This is a genomic window from Leclercia sp. TB492, from assembly GCF_049974505.2.
Lineage (GTDB): Bacteria > Pseudomonadota > Gammaproteobacteria > Enterobacterales > Enterobacteriaceae > Enterobacter > Enterobacter adecarboxylatus_C.
In genome coordinates, this window is record NZ_CM127572.1 from 4,389,809 (window position 1) to 4,407,168 (window position 17,360).

The following is a 17,360-nucleotide window of genomic DNA, read 5'->3' on the forward strand; positions in this document are numbered from 1 at the left end:
ACGTGATGTATATATTTTGTTTTATTATGGTTAAAAAGCATTCTGTACTTTTATTAAACAACGCAACTTTTGCTATTGCCTTTAATGGTTTAGCGCAGTTTTTTGCCTAAAACCAGACTAAAATCTCTATATTTCAGGCTATTAAGCAAAGATAATATTCTGAAATCAGGCAGAGATAAACAAATAAAAGCGCGAGTTGCAGCATAAAATAACGGTACAAAGCGCCGAATAAAACGCTGCCTTTTAGGTTAAAATTCTGCTTATTTTTCGATCCCTGCGTTTTAAGACTACGCAACGTAACGCTAAAAAAGTAATCAGCTGGGGAATGGGTTTAAAAAGTGGAAGCGTCTGACAGAATAAATTGAGACACTGCCAGCACTCTTTTTGATTTGGACAAGCGGCTAATGAAACTGACCATCCACCGTCTGGAGAAATTTAGCGACCAGGATCATATCGACCTCAACAAGATCTGGCCGGAATATTCTCCCTCCTCGCTCACCGTTGATGAAACACACCGTATTTATGCTGCGCGCTTTAACGAGCGGCTGTTAGGGGCGGTGCGGGTAACGCTGAGCGGTACGCAAGGAGCGCTGGACTCCCTGCGCGTGCGGGAGGTCACCCGCCGTCGCGGCGTGGGGCAATATTTGATTGAAGAAGTGATGCGCGATAACCCGAGCGTGGCCTCGTGGTGGATGGCGGATGTCGGCGTGGAAGACAGGGGCGTGATGGCAGCCTTTATGCAGGCCCTGGGGTTTACGGCGCAAAGCAACGGGTGGGAAAAGCATTAAAAAAATGCCCGGTGGCGCTACGCTTACCGGGCCTACGACGTGCTATATGTAGGCCGGGTAAGGCGAAGCCGCCACCCGGCGCTAACATCACTTAGCGTCGGTTGCTGTACCATTGGCATGCCAGTCAAACACGCCGAACTCAAAGCCTTTCAGATCGCCCTTCTCATCCCATGACAGCGGCCCCATCACGGTCTCAACGGAGTTCGCTTTCAGCCAGGTGGCGATGTCAGCCGGTTCCGCAGACTGATTCAGGCCCGCCTGCAGAGTTTGCAGCGCAGCGTAGGTGGTCCAGACGAACGCGCCGCTTGGATCCTGTTTCTTAGCTTTGATCGCGTCTACGATCGGTTTGTTGGCTGGAACCTGGTCGTAATTCTTCGGTTTGGTGACCAGCAGGCCTTCAGCCGATTCACCGGCGATGTTAGACAGGGAGACGTTCGCCACCCCTTCCGGGCCCATGAACTGCGTTTTCAGACCGGCAGCACGCGCCTGACGCAGGAGCTGGCCCATCTCCGGGTGGTAACCACCGTAGTAGACGAAATCGATGTTCTCTTTCTTCAGACGCGCCACCATGGTAGAGAAATCTTTCTCACCGGCGGTAATACCGTCGAAGAACACCACGTTGGCATTGGATTTTTTCAGGTTGTCTTGCACGGAACGCGCCAGGCCTTCACCGTACTGCTGCTTGTCATGGACAATGGCGATACGCTGCGGCTTCACTTTATCGACAATATATTTCGCGGCGGTTGGGCCCTGGTCAGAGTCCAGACCGGTAGTACGCATCACCATCTTGTAGCCACGGGCGGTCAGTTCCGGCGCGGTGGCGGCAGGAGTGATCATCAGAATGCCTTCGTCTTCGTAGATGTCAGACGCAGGCTGCGTGGAGGAGGAGCACAGGTGGCCGATCACGTATTTGATGCCGTCGTTGACCACTTTGTTGGCGACTGCAACCGCTTGTTTCGGGTCACAGGCATCATCATATTTTACGATCTGCAGCTTTTCGCCTTTGATACCGCCCTTGGCATTAATGTCGGCAACCGCCTGCTCTGCACCGGTGAACTCCTGATCGCCGTACTGCGCTACCGGACCGGACATGGCGCCAACCACGGCCACTTTGATATCCGCCTGAGCCATGGTGCTGAATGCCAACGCGATACATCCTGCCAGTAAGGCTTTACCCTTCATATTCATCCTGAGAATCCCCATTGTGATGGTTATTGTGTTTGTTGTGATGTTGTTTTATGGCGCTTTATTTCGATTATGCGTCTGCTGTACGCGCCTTTTCAGCATACTCTGCTAAAACATACCCCATTTTTATCTATTTGGAATAGCTATTTTGAAATGTATATAAGGTAAGCGAGGCTTTAACGAGTCAGCGCACAACAGTTCGATAAGTGTTTGCGAGGAGAAGGGAATTCGCGAGAAGAGGCGCTAAAAAAACAAAACCCCCGAATCTGCATTCGAGGGTTATCGGGGACTTCGCGAAAATTACGCTTCGATAGCGGCGCGAAGTTTTTTCATGGCGTTTTTCTCAAGCTGACGCACACGTTCAGCGGAGACACCGTAGCGATCGGCCAGCTCCTGCAGGGTGGACTTGTTGTCTTCGTCCAGCCAGCGGGCACGGATAATATCCTGGCTACGCTCGTCGAGACCTTCCATTGCAAAGGTCAGCTTGTTGGCGGCCTGCTCTTCCCAGTTGTCGTCTTCAATGCCGTCGGCAAAGTTGGACGATTTATCCTGCAGATACAGGACCGGGGCCATCGGCTGGCTGTCTGACGCATCGTCGTCAGAGGACATATCAAAGGTCATGTCCTGCGCGGCCATACGGGATTCCATCTCGCGCACGTCTTTGCTGGAAACACCCAGCTCGCGGGCAACCATTTCTACTTCATCCTGGTTAAACCAGCCCAGACGCTGCTTGGTTTTACGCAGGTTAAAGAACAGTTTACGCTGTGCTTTAGTGGTCGCGACCTTCACGATACGCCAGTTACGCAGCACGTATTCGTGGATTTCCGCTTTGATCCAGTGCACGGCGAAGGAGACCAGACGCACACCCACTTCCGGGTTGAAGCGACGCACCGCCTTCATCAGGCCGATGTTGCCTTCCTGGATCAGGTCAGCCTGCGGCAGGCCGTAGCCCGCGTAGTTACGAGCAACGTGAACAACAAAGCGCAGGTGAGACAGGATCAGCGTCTTAGCTGCTTCCAGATCGCCCTGGTAATGCAGCTTTTCAGCAAGCTCCTTTTCTTCCTCGGCCGTTAACATCGGCCAGGTGTTCGCAGCCCGGATATATGATTCCAGGTTACCAACAGGGGCTAAAGCTAAAGTTTGCATTTCTTTGGTCATTCATTCCTCTCAATCGATTCTTTCTGGCGGCGGTTTGTCCCCATCAGGCAACGAACATGCCAGAATTAATGAGCAACGAGAATATCATTCACTCTTTTATCAGACAGTGATTTTATCCACAAGTTCCGAGTGAAACTGTGAATAAATTACGCACAAAATGTGACATGGGGATGATTATGCGGGGTAAGAGACAACAGGGGCTCTTTCCCTGCACGGTGATTCTCAATGCAGGGAAAGATTATACCAGAGATTTTTTAGTCAGGGGTAAAGTGACGTAAATGTTGCACAGTCGCTAACCATGCTGCGATCCAGCCGATCATCGAGCACACCAGCAGCAGCAACAGGCACTCATCGAATGCTAAGCCACTGATATTAAACTTAGTTCCGAAAACCTGCGCCACGTCGGTGACCGCTGCGGAAAGACGCATCACCAAAATTTCTGACAAAATCAGTGAAAGAAATGCGCCGGAAAAACCGAGCAGTGCGCCGCCATACAGGAACGGGCGCAGGATAAAACCGTCGGTTGCGCCGATCAGCTTTTGCACGTTGATGGTATCGCGACGGGCGAAGATGCTCAGACGGACGCTGTTGCCGATAACGAGGAACACCGCCGCGACCATCAGCACGCCGATCATTGCCGCCACGCGCCCGACAAGGCCGGTCAGCGCCGTCAGACGGGCAAACCAGCTGTCATCCATCCGCACTTCATCGATGCCGTTGATGCGGGAGACGCGATCGCGCAGGGTGTTCAGCGACTCGGTGCCCTGGAAGTCCAGTTTCGGGATCACCACCGCCACTGCGGGCAGGGGGTTCTCCTCCAGCATATCCAGCGCGCCGCCAAAGCCGGACCAGTTGCGGAACTCGCCCAGCGCCTCATCCCGCGACAGGTAGTTTACCTTCTCAACGCCCTGCTCCGCCTGCAGCTGCCCCACCACCTGCGCCGCCGCGTTATCGTCGAGCGCTTTGTCGAGATAAACGGTAATCTGCGGGGAGGGATAGTACTGCGACGCCGCCTGGTTAACGTTTTTGTAGACCATGTAGCAGACGCTGGGCAGGGTCAGGGAGATGGCGATCACCATCACCGTCAGGAAGGTGGCCAGCGGTTTGCTTTTCAGATCCTGCAGCGCACCCTGGAAGGCGTACCGCACCTGCTCGTTAAAGACGTTGGACTTGCGCGAGTTGGGTTTTGGCGCGGCTTTGCTGCGCTTCGGCGCATTGCGGTTGCCATCGCCCGGGCCGCCCGCCGATTTACGAAAACGGTCAAGCTTGCTGCCAAACTGCCGCATCTGGTTTATTGCGTCACGCTTATTCACCGAGGCCTCCGTGCAAATGACCGTCGCTCAGCGTCAGCATGCGGTACGAACGACGGGAGATAAGCCCCATGTCGTGCGTCGCCATCAGTACTGTCACCCCAACGCGGTTAAACTCCTCAAACAGACGCAGGATCCCTTCGGAAAGGGCGTCGTCCAGGTTACCGGTAGGTTCATCCGCCAGCAGCACCGCCGGTTTGTTCACCACCGCGCGGGCAATGCCGACGCGCTGCTGTTCACCGCCGGAGAGCTGGATCGGGAAGTTCTTCGCTTTGTCCAGCAGCCCGACCTTATCCAGCGCCGCCGACACGCGACGACGAATGTCATCCCCGCTGGCGCCCGCAATAATCAGCGGGATTGCCACGTTGTCGAATACCGTGCGGTCCATCAGCAGATGGTGATCCTGGAAAATCATGCCGATCTGCCGACGCAGAAACGGCACTTCACGGTTTTTCAGACGACTAATGTCGTGGCCGCTAAACCAGATTTTCCCGGCGCTGGGCCGCTCGATCCCGCAGATAAGCTTGAGCAGGGTACTTTTCCCTGCGCCGGAGTGGCCGGTCAGAAATGCCATCTCGCCCGGCTGCAGGTGAAAGTTAATCCCCTGCAGCGCTTGTCTCCCACCGAGATAGGCCTTGCTGACGTGTTCAAAGCGAATCATTGTTAATCCTCTCGGGCAAAAAGTGCCTCAATAAAGTCGCCCGATTTAAACGGACGTAAATCTTCGATACGTTCGCCAACACCGATGTAGCGGATAGGAATACCAAACTGATCGGCCACCGAGAAGATCACCCCGCCTTTCGCGGTGCCATCCAGCTTGGTCAGCGTGATCCCGGTCAATCCTACCGCTTCGTGGAACAGCTTCGCCTGACTGATGGCGTTCTGCCCGGTGCTGGCATCAATAGTCAGCATAATTTCATGCGGTGCATCTTCGTCCAGCTTTTTCATTACCCGGACGATCTTCTTCAGCTCTTCCATCAGGTGCGATTTGTTCTGCAAACGCCCTGCGGTATCGGCAATCAGCACATCCACATTACGCGCTTTGGCCGCCTGAATAGCGTCAAAGATCACGGAGGCGGAATCCGCCCCGGTGTGCTGGGCAATCACCGGAATGTTGTTGCGCTGGCCCCACACCTGCAGCTGCTCTACGGCGGCGGCACGGAAGGTATCGCCCGCGGCCAGCATCACCGATTTGCCCTGCTGTTCGAACTGACGCGCCAGCTTGCCGATAGTGGTAGTTTTACCCACGCCGTTAACGCCGACCATCAGAATAACAAATGGCATTTTGCCTTCAATATTAAGCGGTTCGTCAACTTTTGCGAGGATTTCACCCATCTCTTCTTTCAGCAGGCCGTACAGCGCCTCGGCGTCACGCAGCTGTTTACGGCTGGCGCTCTCCGTCAGACTGTTGATGATTTTACGGGTGGTTTCCACACCAACGTCGGCAATCAGCAGCTGTTCTTCCAGCTCTTCAAAGAGATCATCGTCGATTTTCTTACCGCGGAACAGACTGATAAATCCGGAACCGAGGTTCTCTTTGGTTTTGATCAGGCTGCGTTTCAGGCGCGCGAAGAAACCTTCTTTGGTTGGTTTTTCCTGCTCCTGGGCAAGCTCTTCAACCGGCTCTTCCTCTTCGGCTACCGGGACGACAAGCACCGCTTCTTCAGCGGCTGCGGCCGCCAGCGCCTGAGCTTCGAGCTCTTCATCGCTAATGGGCTCTTCAACGTCGGTCTCTGGCAGGTACTCTTCCGGGATCGCTTCCTCAATTTCATCGAGGATCTCTTCCGGCAGCGGTAATTCTTCATGCTCAACCGCCTGCGGAGGTTCCACCTCAGCGACCGGCTCGACACTCTCTTCCACAGGCTCTGACGCAACGGCCACTGGCTCTGGCTCAACGATCACAGGCTCTGGCTCAACCGGCTGTGGTTTTTCGCTCTCCTGGACCTGCTCTGTGACCTCAACCACCTCTTCAGCGAAGGCTTCAGTCTCTTGCTGGCTGTGGGTGCGCGCTTCTGCTTCTACGTCAGCGATGGTCTCAACAGGGGTTTCAGGCTGCGGCTGTTCAACAGCGGCAGGCTGTTCGGCGATCTGTTGTTCTTCGTTCTGCTGCTCGGTTTCCTGCTCTTTTTGACCAAAGCCCAGCCAGGAAAAGAAGCCACGTTTTTTCTCTTTTGCCATCTGCGACTACACCCCTCGCGGTTAATTACTGGCGCTATATACATGGAAGCTAAAAAAATGATGAAATAGTTTATCACTTAACTTAACGCACATCACCGCCTGCAAGCGCAGGCCGTCGGTGTTCCCGAGCAAAGATATGAAGAAACCCAACCGTGCCGCAGCGGGCCAGATACGCATTATCGGCGGCCAGTGGCGAGGCCGTAAACTGCCGGTACCGGATAGCCCCGGTCTGCGCCCAACCACCGACCGCGTTCGCGAGACGCTGTTTAACTGGCTGGCACCTTCAATGGTAGATGCCCGCTGCCTGGATTGCTTCGCCGGAAGCGGTGCGCTGGGTCTCGAAGCCCTGTCGCGCTACGCCGCCAGCGCCACGCTGCTGGAGATGGATCGCAGCGTGGCCCAGCAGTTGCAGCAAAACCTGGTCACCCTGAAGGCCGCGCACGCGAAAGTCGAAAATACCAACACCCTCGCCTTCCTTGCGCAGGCGGGCAGGCCGCACGATGTGGTGTTTGTCGATCCGCCTTTTCGCAAAGGGCTGCTGGAAGAGACGCTGACGCTGCTGGAAAACAACGGCTGGCTGGCGGATGATGCGCTAATCTACGTCGAGAGCGAGGTAGAAAATGGTTTACCGCCGGTGCCCGCCCACTGGGATCTGCACCGGGAAAAAGTGGCCGGCCAGGTCGCCTATCGTCTTTATCACCGTCAATCACAAGGAGAGACTGATGCCGGTACTGATTAATCTGGGTCGTTTGCTGATGATCGGGGTCTGGGCCTTTTTGTTGCTTAACCTCGTCCACCCCTTCCCGCGTCCGATGAATATCTTCGTCAACGTGGCGCTGATCTTCACCTCATTTATGCACGCCCTGCAGATGGTGATGCTCAAAAACGGCATGCCGAAGGATGGCCCGAAAATGACCGGCTGGCAGCAGCTGCGGGTGTTTATTTTTGGCGTGTTTGAACTGCTGGTGTGGATGAATAAGTTTAAGGCGCAGGCGAAGAAGTAATCTGCGCGCTGTTGCCCGGTGGCGCGATGCTTACCGGGCCTACGGTTCGTCCGGGTCGATAATCACGGCGCCGGACTAAACCCCTCAAACCGCGACCCTTTGTAGCTCAACGTCCCTTTATCCCCCACCGTCAGTTGATGATACTGCTTCTCGTCGAGGCGAAAAGTCATCTCCAGACCGCCGCTCTCCGGCTTAAAGCTCGCCTCATAGCGCATTGCAGTGCCAGCGGGCGTCACCTGCTGCTGCCGCGATCGGCGATCGTTGAGCGCTTTTTCCCGTTTATTGCTCACCACCACCTGCTTTTGCTGCAGCGGGGCGGCGTCGTTATCCGCCTTTTCCCGACGCTGCTGCACAAAGCGAAACGAGGCGGCAATGACGATAATCGCCAGCACGATAATAAAAAAAAGCGGCATCTTGCTCATTAGACAATCCTTAAGACCAGGCTGAAATCAGGATAGCGTGCCACGCTGTGCATTGCTATTGGCCCGTCTGCACCACTACACTGAAGTGAAACTGTTTGTTCAACAATAACAGATACAGGGACTTAATATGCTTTGGTCATTTATCGCTGTCTGTTTCTCCGCATGGCTGTATGTCGATGCGTCCTACCGCGGCCCTGCCTGGCAGCGCTGGCTGTTTAAACCCGTCACCTTGTTGCTCCTGTTACTGCTGGCCTGGCAAGCGCCGATGTTTAACGCCATCAGTTACCTGGTGCTCGCCGGGCTCTGCGCGTCGCTGGTGGGCGATGCTCTGACCCTGCTGCCGCGCCAGCGTCTGCTCTATGCCGTGGGGGCGTTCTTCTTATCGCACCTGCTTTATACCATCTATTTCGCCAGCCAGATGACGCTGTCGTTCTTCTGGCCGCTGCCGCTGGCGCTGCTGGTCATTGGCGCGCTGCTGATCGCCGTGATCTGGTCGCGTCTGGAGGAGCTGCGCTGGGCGGTATGTACCTTTATCGCCATGACCCTGGTGATGGTCTGGCTGGCGGGCGAGCTGTGGTTCTTCCGTCCGACGGCTCCTGCCCTGTCGGCCTTCATCGGCGCCACGCTCCTGCTGCTGGGCAATATCGTCTGGCTGGGTAGCCACTATCGTCGCCGTTTCGGCGCCGATAATGCCATTGCCGCCGCCTGCTACTTCGCCGGGCATTTCCTGATCGTGCGTTCGCTGTATATTTAAATAGCGCTTGACTCTGGAGTCGACTCCAGAGTGCATACTGCGGTTAATGAGAAAATTATCATTGCCGGAGAGTGCCATGTCGACTCCAGAAACGCCAAAAAAAGTGCCGCAGTTTTCGGCACTTAAGCTCGCCCCCCTTCCCGCCAAAGAGGCCTGCTGCGCCGCGGATCACGGTCCTGTGCAGGCCGAACCCGTGGCGCCCGTCCAGGGCCAGCGTTACAGCTGGGTGGTCAACGGCATGGACTGTGCCGCCTGCGCTCGCAAAGTGGAAACCGCCGTCCGCCAGGTGGTGGGCGTCAATCATGTCCAGGTCCTGTTTGCTACCGAAAAACTGCTGGTCGATGCCGACAGCAACGTCAGCGCCCAGGTCGAAGCGGCGGTCATCAATGCGGGCTATACGCTGCGCAATGAGAACGCTCCCGCCGAAAAAGCCTCGGTGCTGCGCGACAATCTGCCGCTCATCACGCTGGTTCTGCTGATGGGCATAAGCTGGGGGTTGGAGCAGTTCAACCACCCGCTCGGCAATCTCGCCTTTATCGCCACCACTCTGGTCGGGCTCTGGCCGGTGGCCCGCCAGGCGCTGCGCCTGATGAAAAGCGGCAGCTGGTTCGCCATTGAAACCCTGATGAGCGTGGCCGCCATCGGGGCGCTGTTTATCGGCGCCACGGCGGAAGCGGCGATGGTCTTGCTGCTGTTTTTGATTGGCGAGCGGCTCGAAGGCTGGGCGGCAAGCCGGGCGCGTAAAGGGGTCAGCGCGCTGATGGCGCTGAAGCCTGAAACTGCAACTCAGGTCATTAATGGCGAGCGTAAAACCGTGTCTATTGCCGCGCTGCGTCCGGGGGATGTGATTGAAGTTGCCGCCGGGGGTCGTCTGCCTGCTGACGGGACGCTGCTCACCGCCGCGGCCAGCTTTGATGAAAGCGCCCTCACCGGCGAATCCATTCCGGTCGACCGTGCGGCGGGTGAAAAAGTCCCGGCGGGGGCCACCAGCGTCGATCGTCTGGTACAGCTGACGGTCTTGTCCGAACCGGGCGACAGCGCTATCGACCGCATCCTGAAGCTGATCGAAGAGGCGGAAGAGCGCCGCGCCCCGGTGGAGCGCTTCATCGACCGCTTCAGCCGGATCTATACCCCGGTGATTATGCTGATTGCTCTGCTGGTCGCCGTAGTGCCGCCGCTGCTGTTCAGCGCGCCCTGGGAGGGCTGGATCTACAAAGGGCTGACCCTGCTGCTGATTGGCTGCCCGTGTGCGCTGGTGATCTCCACCCCGGCGGCCATCACCTCCGGGCTGGCGGCCGCCGCACGCCGTGGGGCGCTGATTAAGGGCGGTGCCGCACTGGAGCAGCTGGCGCAGGTGCAGCAGGTGGCATTCGACAAGACCGGCACCCTGACGGTGGGCAAGCCGCAGGTGACGGGCATTTATTCGGAGATGAGCGAGCAGGATCTGCTGGCGCTCGCCGCCGCGGTGGAGCAAGGTTCCACCCACCCGCTGGCGCAGGCGATTGTGCGTGAAGCGCAGACCTGCGGGCTGGCTGTTCCGACGGCTACCGGCCAGCGGGCGCTGATGGGCTCGGGGATCGAAGCCGAAGTCGCGGGCAGCAAGGTGCTCATTTGCGCGGCAGATAAATTCCCTGCTCCGCACCTGGCGGCGCAAATCGGTACCCTGGAGCAGGCCGGGCAGACGGTAGTGATGGTGGTTCAGGACGGCGAGGCAAAAGGTCTGATCGCCCTGCGTGATACCCTGCGTAATGACGCGAAAGAGGCCGTTAGCGCCCTGCATCAGCTCGGCGTCAACGGCGTGATCCTGACCGGCGATAACCCGCGCGCCGCCGCAGCCATTGCCGGCGAGCTGGCGCTGGATTACCGGGCGGGGCTGCTGCCAGCCGATAAAGTGCAGGCGGTAACGGCCCTGAATGCGCAAGCGCCGCTGGCGATGGTCGGGGACGGGATTAACGACGCCCCGGCGATGAAGGCGGCAACGCTTGGCATTGCGATGGGTAGCGGCACCGACGTGGCGCTGGAGACCGCCGATGCGGCGCTCACCCACAACCGCCTGACCGGGCTGGCGCAGATGATCGGTCTGGCCCGCGCCACCCGCGCCAATATCCGGCAGAACATCGCCATCGCGCTGGGGTTGAAGGGGATTTTCCTGGTGACGACCCTGCTGGGCATGACGGGATTGTGGCTGGCGGTGCTGGCGGATACCGGGGCGACGGTGCTGGTGACCGCGAACGCGTTGCGGCTGTTGCGCCAGAGGTAAAAAAATGCCCGGTGGCGCTACGCTTACCGGGCCTACAAAAACCCATGAACCGTAGCGCCGCCCGGCATTATCACTACTGCATCCCCAACATCCGCGGTAACCACAGCGATATCGCCGGAATATAGGTCACCAACCCTAACACCACCAGCAGCATGCCGTAGAACGGCAGCATCTCACGCACCACGGCTTCGATCTTCTGCTTACTCACCGCGCTGGCGACAAACAGCACCGATCCCACCGGCGGCGTAATCAGCCCCATCCCGAGGTTCACCATCATGATCATCCCGAAATGCACCGGATCGATACCCAGCGCATTGGTCACCGGCAGCAGCACCGGAGTCAGGATCAGAATGATCGGTGCCATGTCCATCAGGGTGCCAATCAGCAGCAGCATGATGTTGATGTACATCAGGATCACGTACTTGTTGTCCGAGAGCGAGGTGAAGAACTCGGTGATCCGCATCGGCAGCTGCATATAAGTCATCACCGCGCCAAAGGCCGCTGCAAAGCCGATCAGGATCATCACGATCGTTACCGTCTTCACCGTGCGGCACATCAGCTTCGGCAGCTCGTTCCACTTGTAGTCGCGGTAGATAAACATGGTGACAAAGAACGCCCACAGACAGGCAACCGCCGCGGATTCGGTGGCGGTAAAGATCCCCGACAAAATGCCGCCGAGAATAATCACCACCGTCATCAGACCCCACAGGGCATCGAAGAAAATCTTCAGCGCCTGCTTAAAGGGGATCCTCTCGCCTTTTGGGTAACCGCGCTTGTGGGCAAAGCCCAGGCACAGCACCATTAGTGAGACCCCGAGCAGCAGGCCCGGCAGGACGCCGGCGATAAACAGCGTCGCAATCGACACCGTACCCCCCGCCGCCAGGGAGTAGATCACCGAGTTATGGCTGGGGGGGATCAGGATCGCCTGTACCGAGCCGCTGGCGGTCACCGCCGCTGCGTACTCACGCGGATAGCCCTTCTTCTCCATCTCCGGGATCATCACGGTACCGATGGAGGCGGTATCTGCCACCGACGAGCCCGAAATAGCACCGAAGAAGGTCGAGGCGACAATATTCACCAGCGACAACCCGCCGCGAATAAAGCCGACAAAGATATAGGCAAAGTTCACCAACCGGCGGGCAATGCCCCCTTCCGCCATGATCGCCCCCGCCAGGATAAAGAACGGGATCGCCAGCAGGGTAAATTTATTCACCCCGCTGGTGATCTGAATCATCAGTGCCTCCAGCGGCAGATCAATCCACAGCGCGCCAGCCACGGCGCTTAAGCCCACGGCGAAAGCCACCGGCATCCCCAGCGCCAGTAAGATGGCGAGGGTGAATAACAAAACAAATGCGTCCATCACTCACCCCTTAACTGTGGTTGCCGATCATGACGACCGGGCGATGTTCCTGAGAGCCAAACAGCAGGCGCTCAAGAACAAACAGGAGCAGAACTGCCGATCCAATCGGCAGCGGCAAGTAGCTTTCACCGGAGGTCAAAATGGGAAACTCCGCTACCGGCTGTTCCCACAGTTCAACGCAAAGCAAATAGCTGTACCACAACATCAGGCCCGAAATGACCAGCATCAGAAGATCTACGATCCGCGCGCATACAATTTTCATCGCGTCAGACAGCCGGTCGGTAAGCATATTCACCGCAATATGCGAGCCGGCGCGGTAGCTCACCGCCGCGCCGATAAAGGTGAATGTCACCATACAAATAATGGCAATCGGCTCCGGCCAGGACTCACCACGGTTAAGGACATAGCGCGAGAAAATGCCAATCGGAATAACAATGGTCATCACCAGCAGCGACAGGCCTGCCACGCCCATCGCCAGCAAATAGAGACGGTCCATCCACTTAAGATAGAGTTCGGACATAAGTCCCCCGGTTACTTAACGTCAGCGATAGCTTTCATCAGATCCTGATGCTTATCGCCATACTGGGCGCGCACCGGCTCTGTCGCCTTCACGAAGACCGCTTTATCAATGTCGTGGAACTGCACGCCGCCCGCCTTCATCTTCTGCAGAGCTTCGTCGTTATAGGCCTGCCACAGCTTGCGCTGCTCAAACTGCGCTTCGCGGGCCAGGGTCAGAATTTTTTGCTGTTCGTCGGCGCTCAGCTTGTCCCATTTCACTTTGGAGTAGAGCAGCATTTCCGGGGTGATGAAGTGGCCGCTGAGGGTGTAGTTTTTGGCGACAGGCATGTAGTTGTGAGCGATGTAGGTTGGCGGGTTGTTCTCGGCACCGTCGATAACGCCGGTCTGCATGCCGCTGTAGACTTCACTTACCCCCATTGCCACCGAGTTGGCTCCCATATCTTTCAGCGTGGCCAGCGCCACCGGGCTACCCTGCACGCGGATTTTTTTACCCTTTAGATCTTCCGGTTTAACAATGGGATCTTTGGTGATCAGGTTACGGGTGCCGGAGTCCATCCAGCCGAGGAACACCAGCCGCGATTTCGGGTTGGCGGTGAGTTTATCGCCGATCGATTTCCCGATATCGCCGTCGATCACTTTGTGCATATGGTCTTCGTCACGGAAGACATAGGGGAGCGTAAAGACTTCAATATCCGGCAGGATGGCGGCAACCGGGGCCATGGAGACGCGAATCATATCGATTGCCCCCATCTGCGCCTGCTCAATCATCTGCTTTTCATCGCCCAGCACGCCGCCAGGGAAGACTTTGATCTCCAGCTTGCCGTCGGTTTGTTGTTTGAGTTTTTCACCCATGTGCTGTACTGCCACCACGTTCGGGTAGCCTTCAGGATGCACATCAGCGGCTTTAATGGTTTGAGCAGAAACAGAGCAGGCAAAAGCAGACAGGCACAGAGCGGCCAGCAACGGCTTGAGGGTCGTTTTCATTGAGTCAACTCCAGGGTAGTGAGGTAAGTATCGGAACGTTGTTTTAGTTTTAACGTTTAGAAACTAGCCCAATGCCTGGAAAGCGTAGGTGAAGCGCCTCACAAAAAGCGCTAAAAATTGAAATGGTGGTTTATTTTGGTGATGGAGGTCAAACGAAATGGCAATCGTAGGCCCGTGCAAGCGCAGCGCCGCCGGGCACGCCGGGTGGCGGCGATGCCTTACCCGGCCTACAAGGTCTATTACCCTTTGCGGATAAGATATTTGTACGGCAATACCCCGGTCTCCTGCGCCAGCAGCTCATGTTCCATAAAGGTACAGAAGCCCGGAATATCGCGGGTCGTGGCCGGATCGTCGGCGATAATTAACAGCGTTTCGCCGGACTGCATCGTGCGCACGGTTTTGCGCACCATCATGACGGGTTCCGGGCAGCGCAGGCCCTGCGCGTCAAGGGTGTGGTCCGGGTGGGTAAACAGATCGGTCATCTTGGTCTCGTCCAGATAAAAACGGCAGTAGTTTACGCCGCGAGCCGGGCAAAGCAAACCAGGTTAACGATTGCGTGAAAATTAGCCATTGCAAACTGTCGTTAAAGCAGTATCATGCGGCGGCTTTCAGAATCTGGCCCATTAGGCGTTATTGTTGAAGCCAGTCTGGAGACGGACAGCGCGCAGAAACCGGAGCGTACACTTAGTACGTGAGGATTTCGAGCACTGCCCGGATTCAGAATGGCGAATAAAATAGCCTAATGGGCCAGATTCATATTGGGTTCCCTCACCCCAAATTCTAATCAAAAAGGTCACAATATGACGCAGTTCTCTCAATCGCAGCGCGTAAAAGCGTTGTTCTGGCTTTCGCTTTTTCATCTGCTGGTGATCACCTCCAGTAACTACCTGGTGCAGCTGCCCATCTCCATTTTTGGTTTTCATACCACCTGGGGCGCATTCAGTTTCCCGTTTATCTTCCTTGCGACCGATCTCACCGTCCGTATCTTTGGCGCCCCGCTGGCCCGACGCATTATTTTTGCCGTCATGCTTCCGGCGCTGTTTGTTTCGTACGTGATCTCCTCGCTGTTCTATATGGGTAGCTGGCAGGGCTTTGAGGCGCTGACGCACTTTAACCTGTTCGTCGCCCGTATCGCCGCCGCCAGCTTTATGGCCTATGCGCTGGGACAGATCCTCGACGTACATGTGTTTAACCGCCTGCGGCAGAACCATCGCTGGTGGATGGCACCGACCGCCTCCACGCTGTTTGGTAACGTCAGCGATACCCTGGCCTTTTTCTTTATCGCCTTCTGGCGCAGCCCGGATGCGTTCATGGCGCAACACTGGATGGAAATTGCGCTCGTGGACTACGCCTTTAAGGTGCTTATCAGCCTGGTCTTCTTCCTGCCAATGTACGGCGTGCTGCTGAATATGTTGCTGAAAAGATTCGCGGATAAATCTGAAATCCCGGGATTGCAGGCTGGTTAAGGGTTCCCCTGAACAGTTGTGATAAGATGGATTGATGCGCCGTTATGGCCGTTTATCGAAAGGAAGAATGTAATGCGCAATCTGGTTAAATATGTCGGGATTGGCCTGCTGGTGATGGGGCTGGCAGCCTGTGATAACAGCGACACCAAAACGCCTGCTCAGGCTGCGTCTGCTGAAAGCAACGCCACGGGCCAACCGGTCAGCCTGATGGATGGCAAACTCAGCTTCTCTCTGCCGGCGGATATGACCGATCAGAGCGGCAAGCTGGGCACCCAGGCGAACAACATGCACGTTTATTCCGATGCTACCGGGCAAAAAGCGGTGATCGTGATCGTTGGTGATGACACCAATGAAGACCTGGGCGTGCTGGCGAAGCGTCTGGAAGATCAGCAGCGCAGCCGTGACCCGCAGCTGCAGGTCGTGACCAATAAAGCCATCGAGCTGAAAGACCACAAGCTGCAACAGCTGGACAGCATTATCTCTGCCAAAGGCCAGACGGCTTACTCCTCCGTAGTGCTGGGCAAAGTGGACAACAAGCTGCTGACCCTGCAGATCACGCTGCCTGCTGACGATCAGCAGAAAGCGCAAACTGCCGCAGAGAACATCATCAATACCCTCGTGATTCAGTAAGTTCTCACGATGAGATGGCCTCCTCCGGAGGCCATTTTTTTAGCCGCCACGTCAGCAGTAACGCCACCGCCACCAGCCCCGCTGCCGCCAGATAGATAACAGGTACCCCGGCCCACGCCATCACCAGCCCGGCCAGCGGCCCGGTGACCCCCAGCGACATATCCATAAACACCGTATAGGTCGCCAGCGCCGCGCCCTGGTTCTGCTGCGGCACCGCTTTCACCGCCACCACCCCCAGCGCCGGGAACACCAGCGAGAAGCCCGCGCCTGCGAGGAACACCCCGATCCGTGCCATCCAGGGCGCATCGGCAATTCCGGTCAGCAGCAGGCCGGCAATCTCAACGCTAAAGCAGATGATGGCCACGTTCAGCCCGCCCAGTCGGTTGATGCCGTTCGGGAAAAGCAGCCGCGTCCCGACGAAGGCACAGCTGAACAGGGTCAACGCAAAGGCCGCGCCGTCCCAGCCTTTATCGGCGTAGAACAGGGTGATGAAGGTGGCGATCACCCCAAAGCCTGCCGAGCCAAGGGCCAGCGCCATGCCGTAGGGCCAGACACGCCCCAGCACCGCGCGAAACGGCATCGGCTTGCCTTTGCTGGCTTTGACTTTCGGTCGCGGCAGCGCAAATACAATCGCCAGCAGCGCCACCACCATAATGGTAAGCGCCAGCCCGCTCAGGCCGGTGTAGCGATAGCAGAGCACGCCGAGCGGGGCCCCCATCGCCATCGCGCCGTAGGTGACGATCCCGTTCCAGGAGATCACCCGCCCGATGTGCGATGCCCCCACCACCCCGACGCCCCACAGCGTGGAGCCGGTTCCGGCGAGGCTTTGCCCGACCCCAAGGATCACCCGGCCAAGACAGAGCAGCGCCAGGCTCACCATCGGCCAGGCGCTGGTTAACCCGGCGAGGAGATAGCTCACTCCGCTCAGGAAGCAGCCGCAGAGCCCCAGCACCACAATGCTTTTCGGGCCAAACAGGTCGGCATAGCGCCCGGCGTAAGGACGGCTTAACAGCGTGGCGAAGTATTGCAGGCTGATCACAAGGCCCGCCCAGAAGGCGCTAAAGCCCATAATGTCATGGACATAGCCCGGCAGCACGGCCAGCGGCAGGCCGATGGTCAGGTAGCTGGCAAAGTTGAAAATAACGACGGAAACAATACGCAGGTTGAGGCGTAATCCACTCAGTGCCGGTTCGGCGGCGGGTTCGGGCATCAGGTTCACCAGAATTTTTACAACAGTGTTTCACTATTACCATGACAGGGGCCGAAATGCAGCAGCGACTTTAAGATTAACGGCCTCCGCCGAAGCGCTGCGCGCGCACTACACTTATGAGCATCTCATAAG

17 protein-coding genes and 1 pseudogene are annotated in these 17,360 nt (G+C 57.0%); 7 read left to right on the plus strand and 11 right to left on the minus strand.

Features of this window, described 5'->3' with window-relative positions; all coding sequences use genetic code 11:
• Nucleotides 1-404 precede the first annotated feature (404 nt).
• Nucleotides 405-788 carry an aspartate 1-decarboxylase autocleavage activator PanM gene (gene panM, locus ACP4QI_RS20860; protein ID WP_142487425.1) on the plus strand — a complete coding sequence of 128 codons (384 nt, stop codon included), beginning with the start codon at nt 405-407 and terminating at the stop codon, nt 786-788.
• 87 nt (nt 789-875) lie between these two features.
• Here the strand turns inward: panM and ACP4QI_RS20865 are convergent, their stop codons facing one another.
• The 5 genes from ACP4QI_RS20865 to ftsY form a co-directional block, all read right to left on the minus strand.
• Complete coding sequence (locus ACP4QI_RS20865) at nt 876-1,976, minus strand: branched-chain amino acid ABC transporter substrate-binding protein (protein ID WP_142487426.1); 1,101 nt, start codon at nt 1,974-1,976, stop codon at nt 876-878.
• A 297-nt stretch (nt 1,977-2,273) separates the two neighbouring features.
• Complete coding sequence (gene rpoH, locus ACP4QI_RS20870; protein WP_106995256.1) at nt 2,274-3,131, minus strand: RNA polymerase sigma factor RpoH; 858 nt, start codon at nt 3,129-3,131, stop codon at nt 2,274-2,276.
• A gap of 254 nt (nt 3,132-3,385) precedes the next feature.
• On the minus strand, nt 3,386-4,444 hold the full coding sequence (gene ftsX, locus ACP4QI_RS20875) for a permease-like cell division protein FtsX (RefSeq protein WP_156264806.1): 1,059 nt from the start codon (nt 4,442-4,444) through the stop codon (nt 3,386-3,388).
• Nucleotides 4,437-5,102 (minus strand): cell division ATP-binding protein FtsE, encoded by a 666-nt coding sequence (gene ftsE, locus ACP4QI_RS20880; RefSeq protein ID WP_106995258.1) that lies wholly within the window; start codon nt 5,100-5,102, stop codon nt 4,437-4,439. The genes ftsX and ftsE overlap by 8 nt, the downstream gene beginning before the upstream one ends.
• A gap of 2 nt (nt 5,103-5,104) precedes the next feature.
• The gene (gene ftsY, locus ACP4QI_RS20885; protein ID WP_426495873.1) at nt 5,105-6,619 is read right to left on the minus strand and encodes a signal recognition particle-docking protein FtsY; all 1,515 of its coding nucleotides are present in this window, start codon (nt 6,617-6,619) and stop codon (nt 5,105-5,107) included.
• 136 nt (nt 6,620-6,755) lie between these two features.
• Here ftsY and rsmD point away from each other — a divergent pair, with 136 nt between their 5' ends.
• A complete protein-coding gene (gene rsmD, locus ACP4QI_RS20890) occupies nt 6,756-7,358 on the plus strand; it encodes a 16S rRNA (guanine(966)-N(2))-methyltransferase (RefSeq protein ID WP_142487429.1) in 603 nt (200 codons plus the stop codon).
• The gene (locus ACP4QI_RS20895; RefSeq protein WP_032614948.1) at nt 7,342-7,623 is read left to right on the plus strand and encodes a DUF1145 family protein; all 282 of its coding nucleotides are present in this window, start codon (nt 7,342-7,344) and stop codon (nt 7,621-7,623) included. The genes rsmD and ACP4QI_RS20895 overlap by 17 nt, the downstream gene beginning before the upstream one ends.
• A gap of 62 nt (nt 7,624-7,685) precedes the next feature.
• Here the strand turns inward: ACP4QI_RS20895 and ACP4QI_RS20900 are convergent, their stop codons facing one another.
• Complete coding sequence (locus ACP4QI_RS20900) at nt 7,686-8,045, minus strand: DUF2500 domain-containing protein (protein ID WP_142487430.1); 360 nt, start codon at nt 8,043-8,045, stop codon at nt 7,686-7,688.
• Nucleotides 8,046-8,172: 127 nt separating this feature from the next.
• On the opposite strand from ACP4QI_RS20900, the gene ACP4QI_RS20905 reads away from it, so the two are divergent.
• Entirely contained in the window at nt 8,173-8,799 is a 627-nt protein-coding gene (locus ACP4QI_RS20905; RefSeq protein ID WP_142487431.1) for a lysoplasmalogenase, read from the plus strand.
• A gap of 76 nt (nt 8,800-8,875) precedes the next feature.
• A complete protein-coding gene (gene zntA / locus ACP4QI_RS20910) occupies nt 8,876-11,059 on the plus strand; it encodes a Zn(II)/Cd(II)/Pb(II) translocating P-type ATPase ZntA (protein WP_426495874.1) in 2,184 nt (727 codons plus the stop codon).
• Between the two features lie 73 nt (nt 11,060-11,132).
• Here zntA and ACP4QI_RS20915 read toward each other — a convergent pair whose 3' ends face one another.
• The 4 genes from ACP4QI_RS20915 to tusA form a co-directional block, all read right to left on the minus strand.
• Nucleotides 11,133-12,419 (minus strand): TRAP transporter large permease, encoded by a 1,287-nt coding sequence (locus ACP4QI_RS20915; RefSeq protein ID WP_285112416.1) that lies wholly within the window; start codon nt 12,417-12,419, stop codon nt 11,133-11,135.
• A gap of 10 nt (nt 12,420-12,429) precedes the next feature.
• Nucleotides 12,430-12,939, minus strand: a complete 510-nt coding sequence (locus ACP4QI_RS20920) for a TRAP transporter small permease (protein ID WP_231313495.1) — start codon at nt 12,937-12,939, stop codon at nt 12,430-12,432.
• A gap of 11 nt (nt 12,940-12,950) precedes the next feature.
• Nucleotides 12,951-13,922 (minus strand): TRAP transporter substrate-binding protein, encoded by a 972-nt coding sequence (locus ACP4QI_RS20925; RefSeq protein ID WP_231313493.1) that lies wholly within the window; start codon nt 13,920-13,922, stop codon nt 12,951-12,953.
• 239 nt (nt 13,923-14,161) lie between these two features.
• Complete coding sequence (gene tusA, locus ACP4QI_RS20930) at nt 14,162-14,404, minus strand: sulfurtransferase TusA (protein WP_142487436.1); 243 nt, start codon at nt 14,402-14,404, stop codon at nt 14,162-14,164.
• Nucleotides 14,405-14,722: 318 nt separating this feature from the next.
• Here tusA and ACP4QI_RS20935 point away from each other — a divergent pair, with 318 nt between their 5' ends.
• Together ACP4QI_RS20935 and ACP4QI_RS20940 are read left to right on the plus strand one after the other, a co-directional pair.
• Nucleotides 14,723-15,388 (plus strand): 7-cyano-7-deazaguanine/7-aminomethyl-7-deazaguanine transporter, encoded by a 666-nt coding sequence (locus ACP4QI_RS20935; RefSeq protein WP_106995269.1) that lies wholly within the window; start codon nt 14,723-14,725, stop codon nt 15,386-15,388.
• 72 nt (nt 15,389-15,460) lie between these two features.
• Nucleotides 15,461-16,018, plus strand: coding sequence for a DcrB family lipoprotein (locus ACP4QI_RS20940; RefSeq protein WP_032614966.1), 558 nt, complete (start codon nt 15,461-15,463; stop codon nt 16,016-16,018).
• Nucleotides 16,019-16,022: 4 nt separating this feature from the next.
• Here the strand turns inward: ACP4QI_RS20940 and ACP4QI_RS20945 are convergent.
• A pseudogene (locus tag ACP4QI_RS20945) lies at nt 16,023-17,262 on the minus strand (MFS transporter).
• Nucleotides 17,263-17,360: the final 98 nt, after the last annotated feature.

Excerpts from the sequence above, each read along its gene's own strand:
- rsmD (WP_142487429.1), top strand. The coding sequence starts at position 6,756 with ATGAAGAAACCCAACCGTGCCGCAGCGGGCCAGATACGCATTATCGGC.
- ACP4QI_RS20900 (WP_142487430.1), bottom strand. The coding sequence starts at position 8,045 with ATGAGCAAGATGCCGCTTTTTTTTATTATCGTGCTGGCGATTATCGTC.
- panM (WP_142487425.1), top strand. The coding sequence starts at position 405 with ATGAAACTGACCATCCACCGTCTGGAGAAATTTAGCGACCAGGATCAT.
- ACP4QI_RS20865 (WP_142487426.1), bottom strand. The coding sequence starts at position 1,976 with ATGAATATGAAGGGTAAAGCCTTACTGGCAGGATGTATCGCGTTGGCA.
- rpoH (WP_106995256.1), bottom strand. The coding sequence starts at position 3,131 with ATGACCAAAGAAATGCAAACTTTAGCTTTAGCCCCTGTTGGTAACCTG.
- ACP4QI_RS20935 (WP_106995269.1), top strand. The coding sequence starts at position 14,723 with ATGACGCAGTTCTCTCAATCGCAGCGCGTAAAAGCGTTGTTCTGGCTT.
- ACP4QI_RS20925 (WP_231313493.1), bottom strand. The coding sequence starts at position 13,922 with ATGAAAACGACCCTCAAGCCGTTGCTGGCCGCTCTGTGCCTGTCTGCT.
- ACP4QI_RS20920 (WP_231313495.1), bottom strand. The coding sequence starts at position 12,939 with ATGTCCGAACTCTATCTTAAGTGGATGGACCGTCTCTATTTGCTGGCG.
- ACP4QI_RS20895 (WP_032614948.1), top strand. The coding sequence starts at position 7,342 with ATGCCGGTACTGATTAATCTGGGTCGTTTGCTGATGATCGGGGTCTGG.
- ACP4QI_RS20905 (WP_142487431.1), top strand. The coding sequence starts at position 8,173 with ATGCTTTGGTCATTTATCGCTGTCTGTTTCTCCGCATGGCTGTATGTC.
- tusA (WP_142487436.1), bottom strand. The coding sequence starts at position 14,404 with ATGACCGATCTGTTTACCCACCCGGACCACACCCTTGACGCGCAGGGC.
- ftsY (WP_426495873.1), bottom strand. The coding sequence starts at position 6,619 with ATGGCAAAAGAGAAAAAACGTGGCTTCTTTTCCTGGCTGGGCTTTGGT.
- zntA (WP_426495874.1), top strand. The coding sequence starts at position 8,876 with ATGTCGACTCCAGAAACGCCAAAAAAAGTGCCGCAGTTTTCGGCACTT.
- ftsE (WP_106995258.1), bottom strand. The coding sequence starts at position 5,102 with ATGATTCGCTTTGAACACGTCAGCAAGGCCTATCTCGGTGGGAGACAA.
- ACP4QI_RS20940 (WP_032614966.1), top strand. The coding sequence starts at position 15,461 with ATGCGCAATCTGGTTAAATATGTCGGGATTGGCCTGCTGGTGATGGGG.
- ACP4QI_RS20915 (WP_285112416.1), bottom strand. The coding sequence starts at position 12,419 with ATGGACGCATTTGTTTTGTTATTCACCCTCGCCATCTTACTGGCGCTG.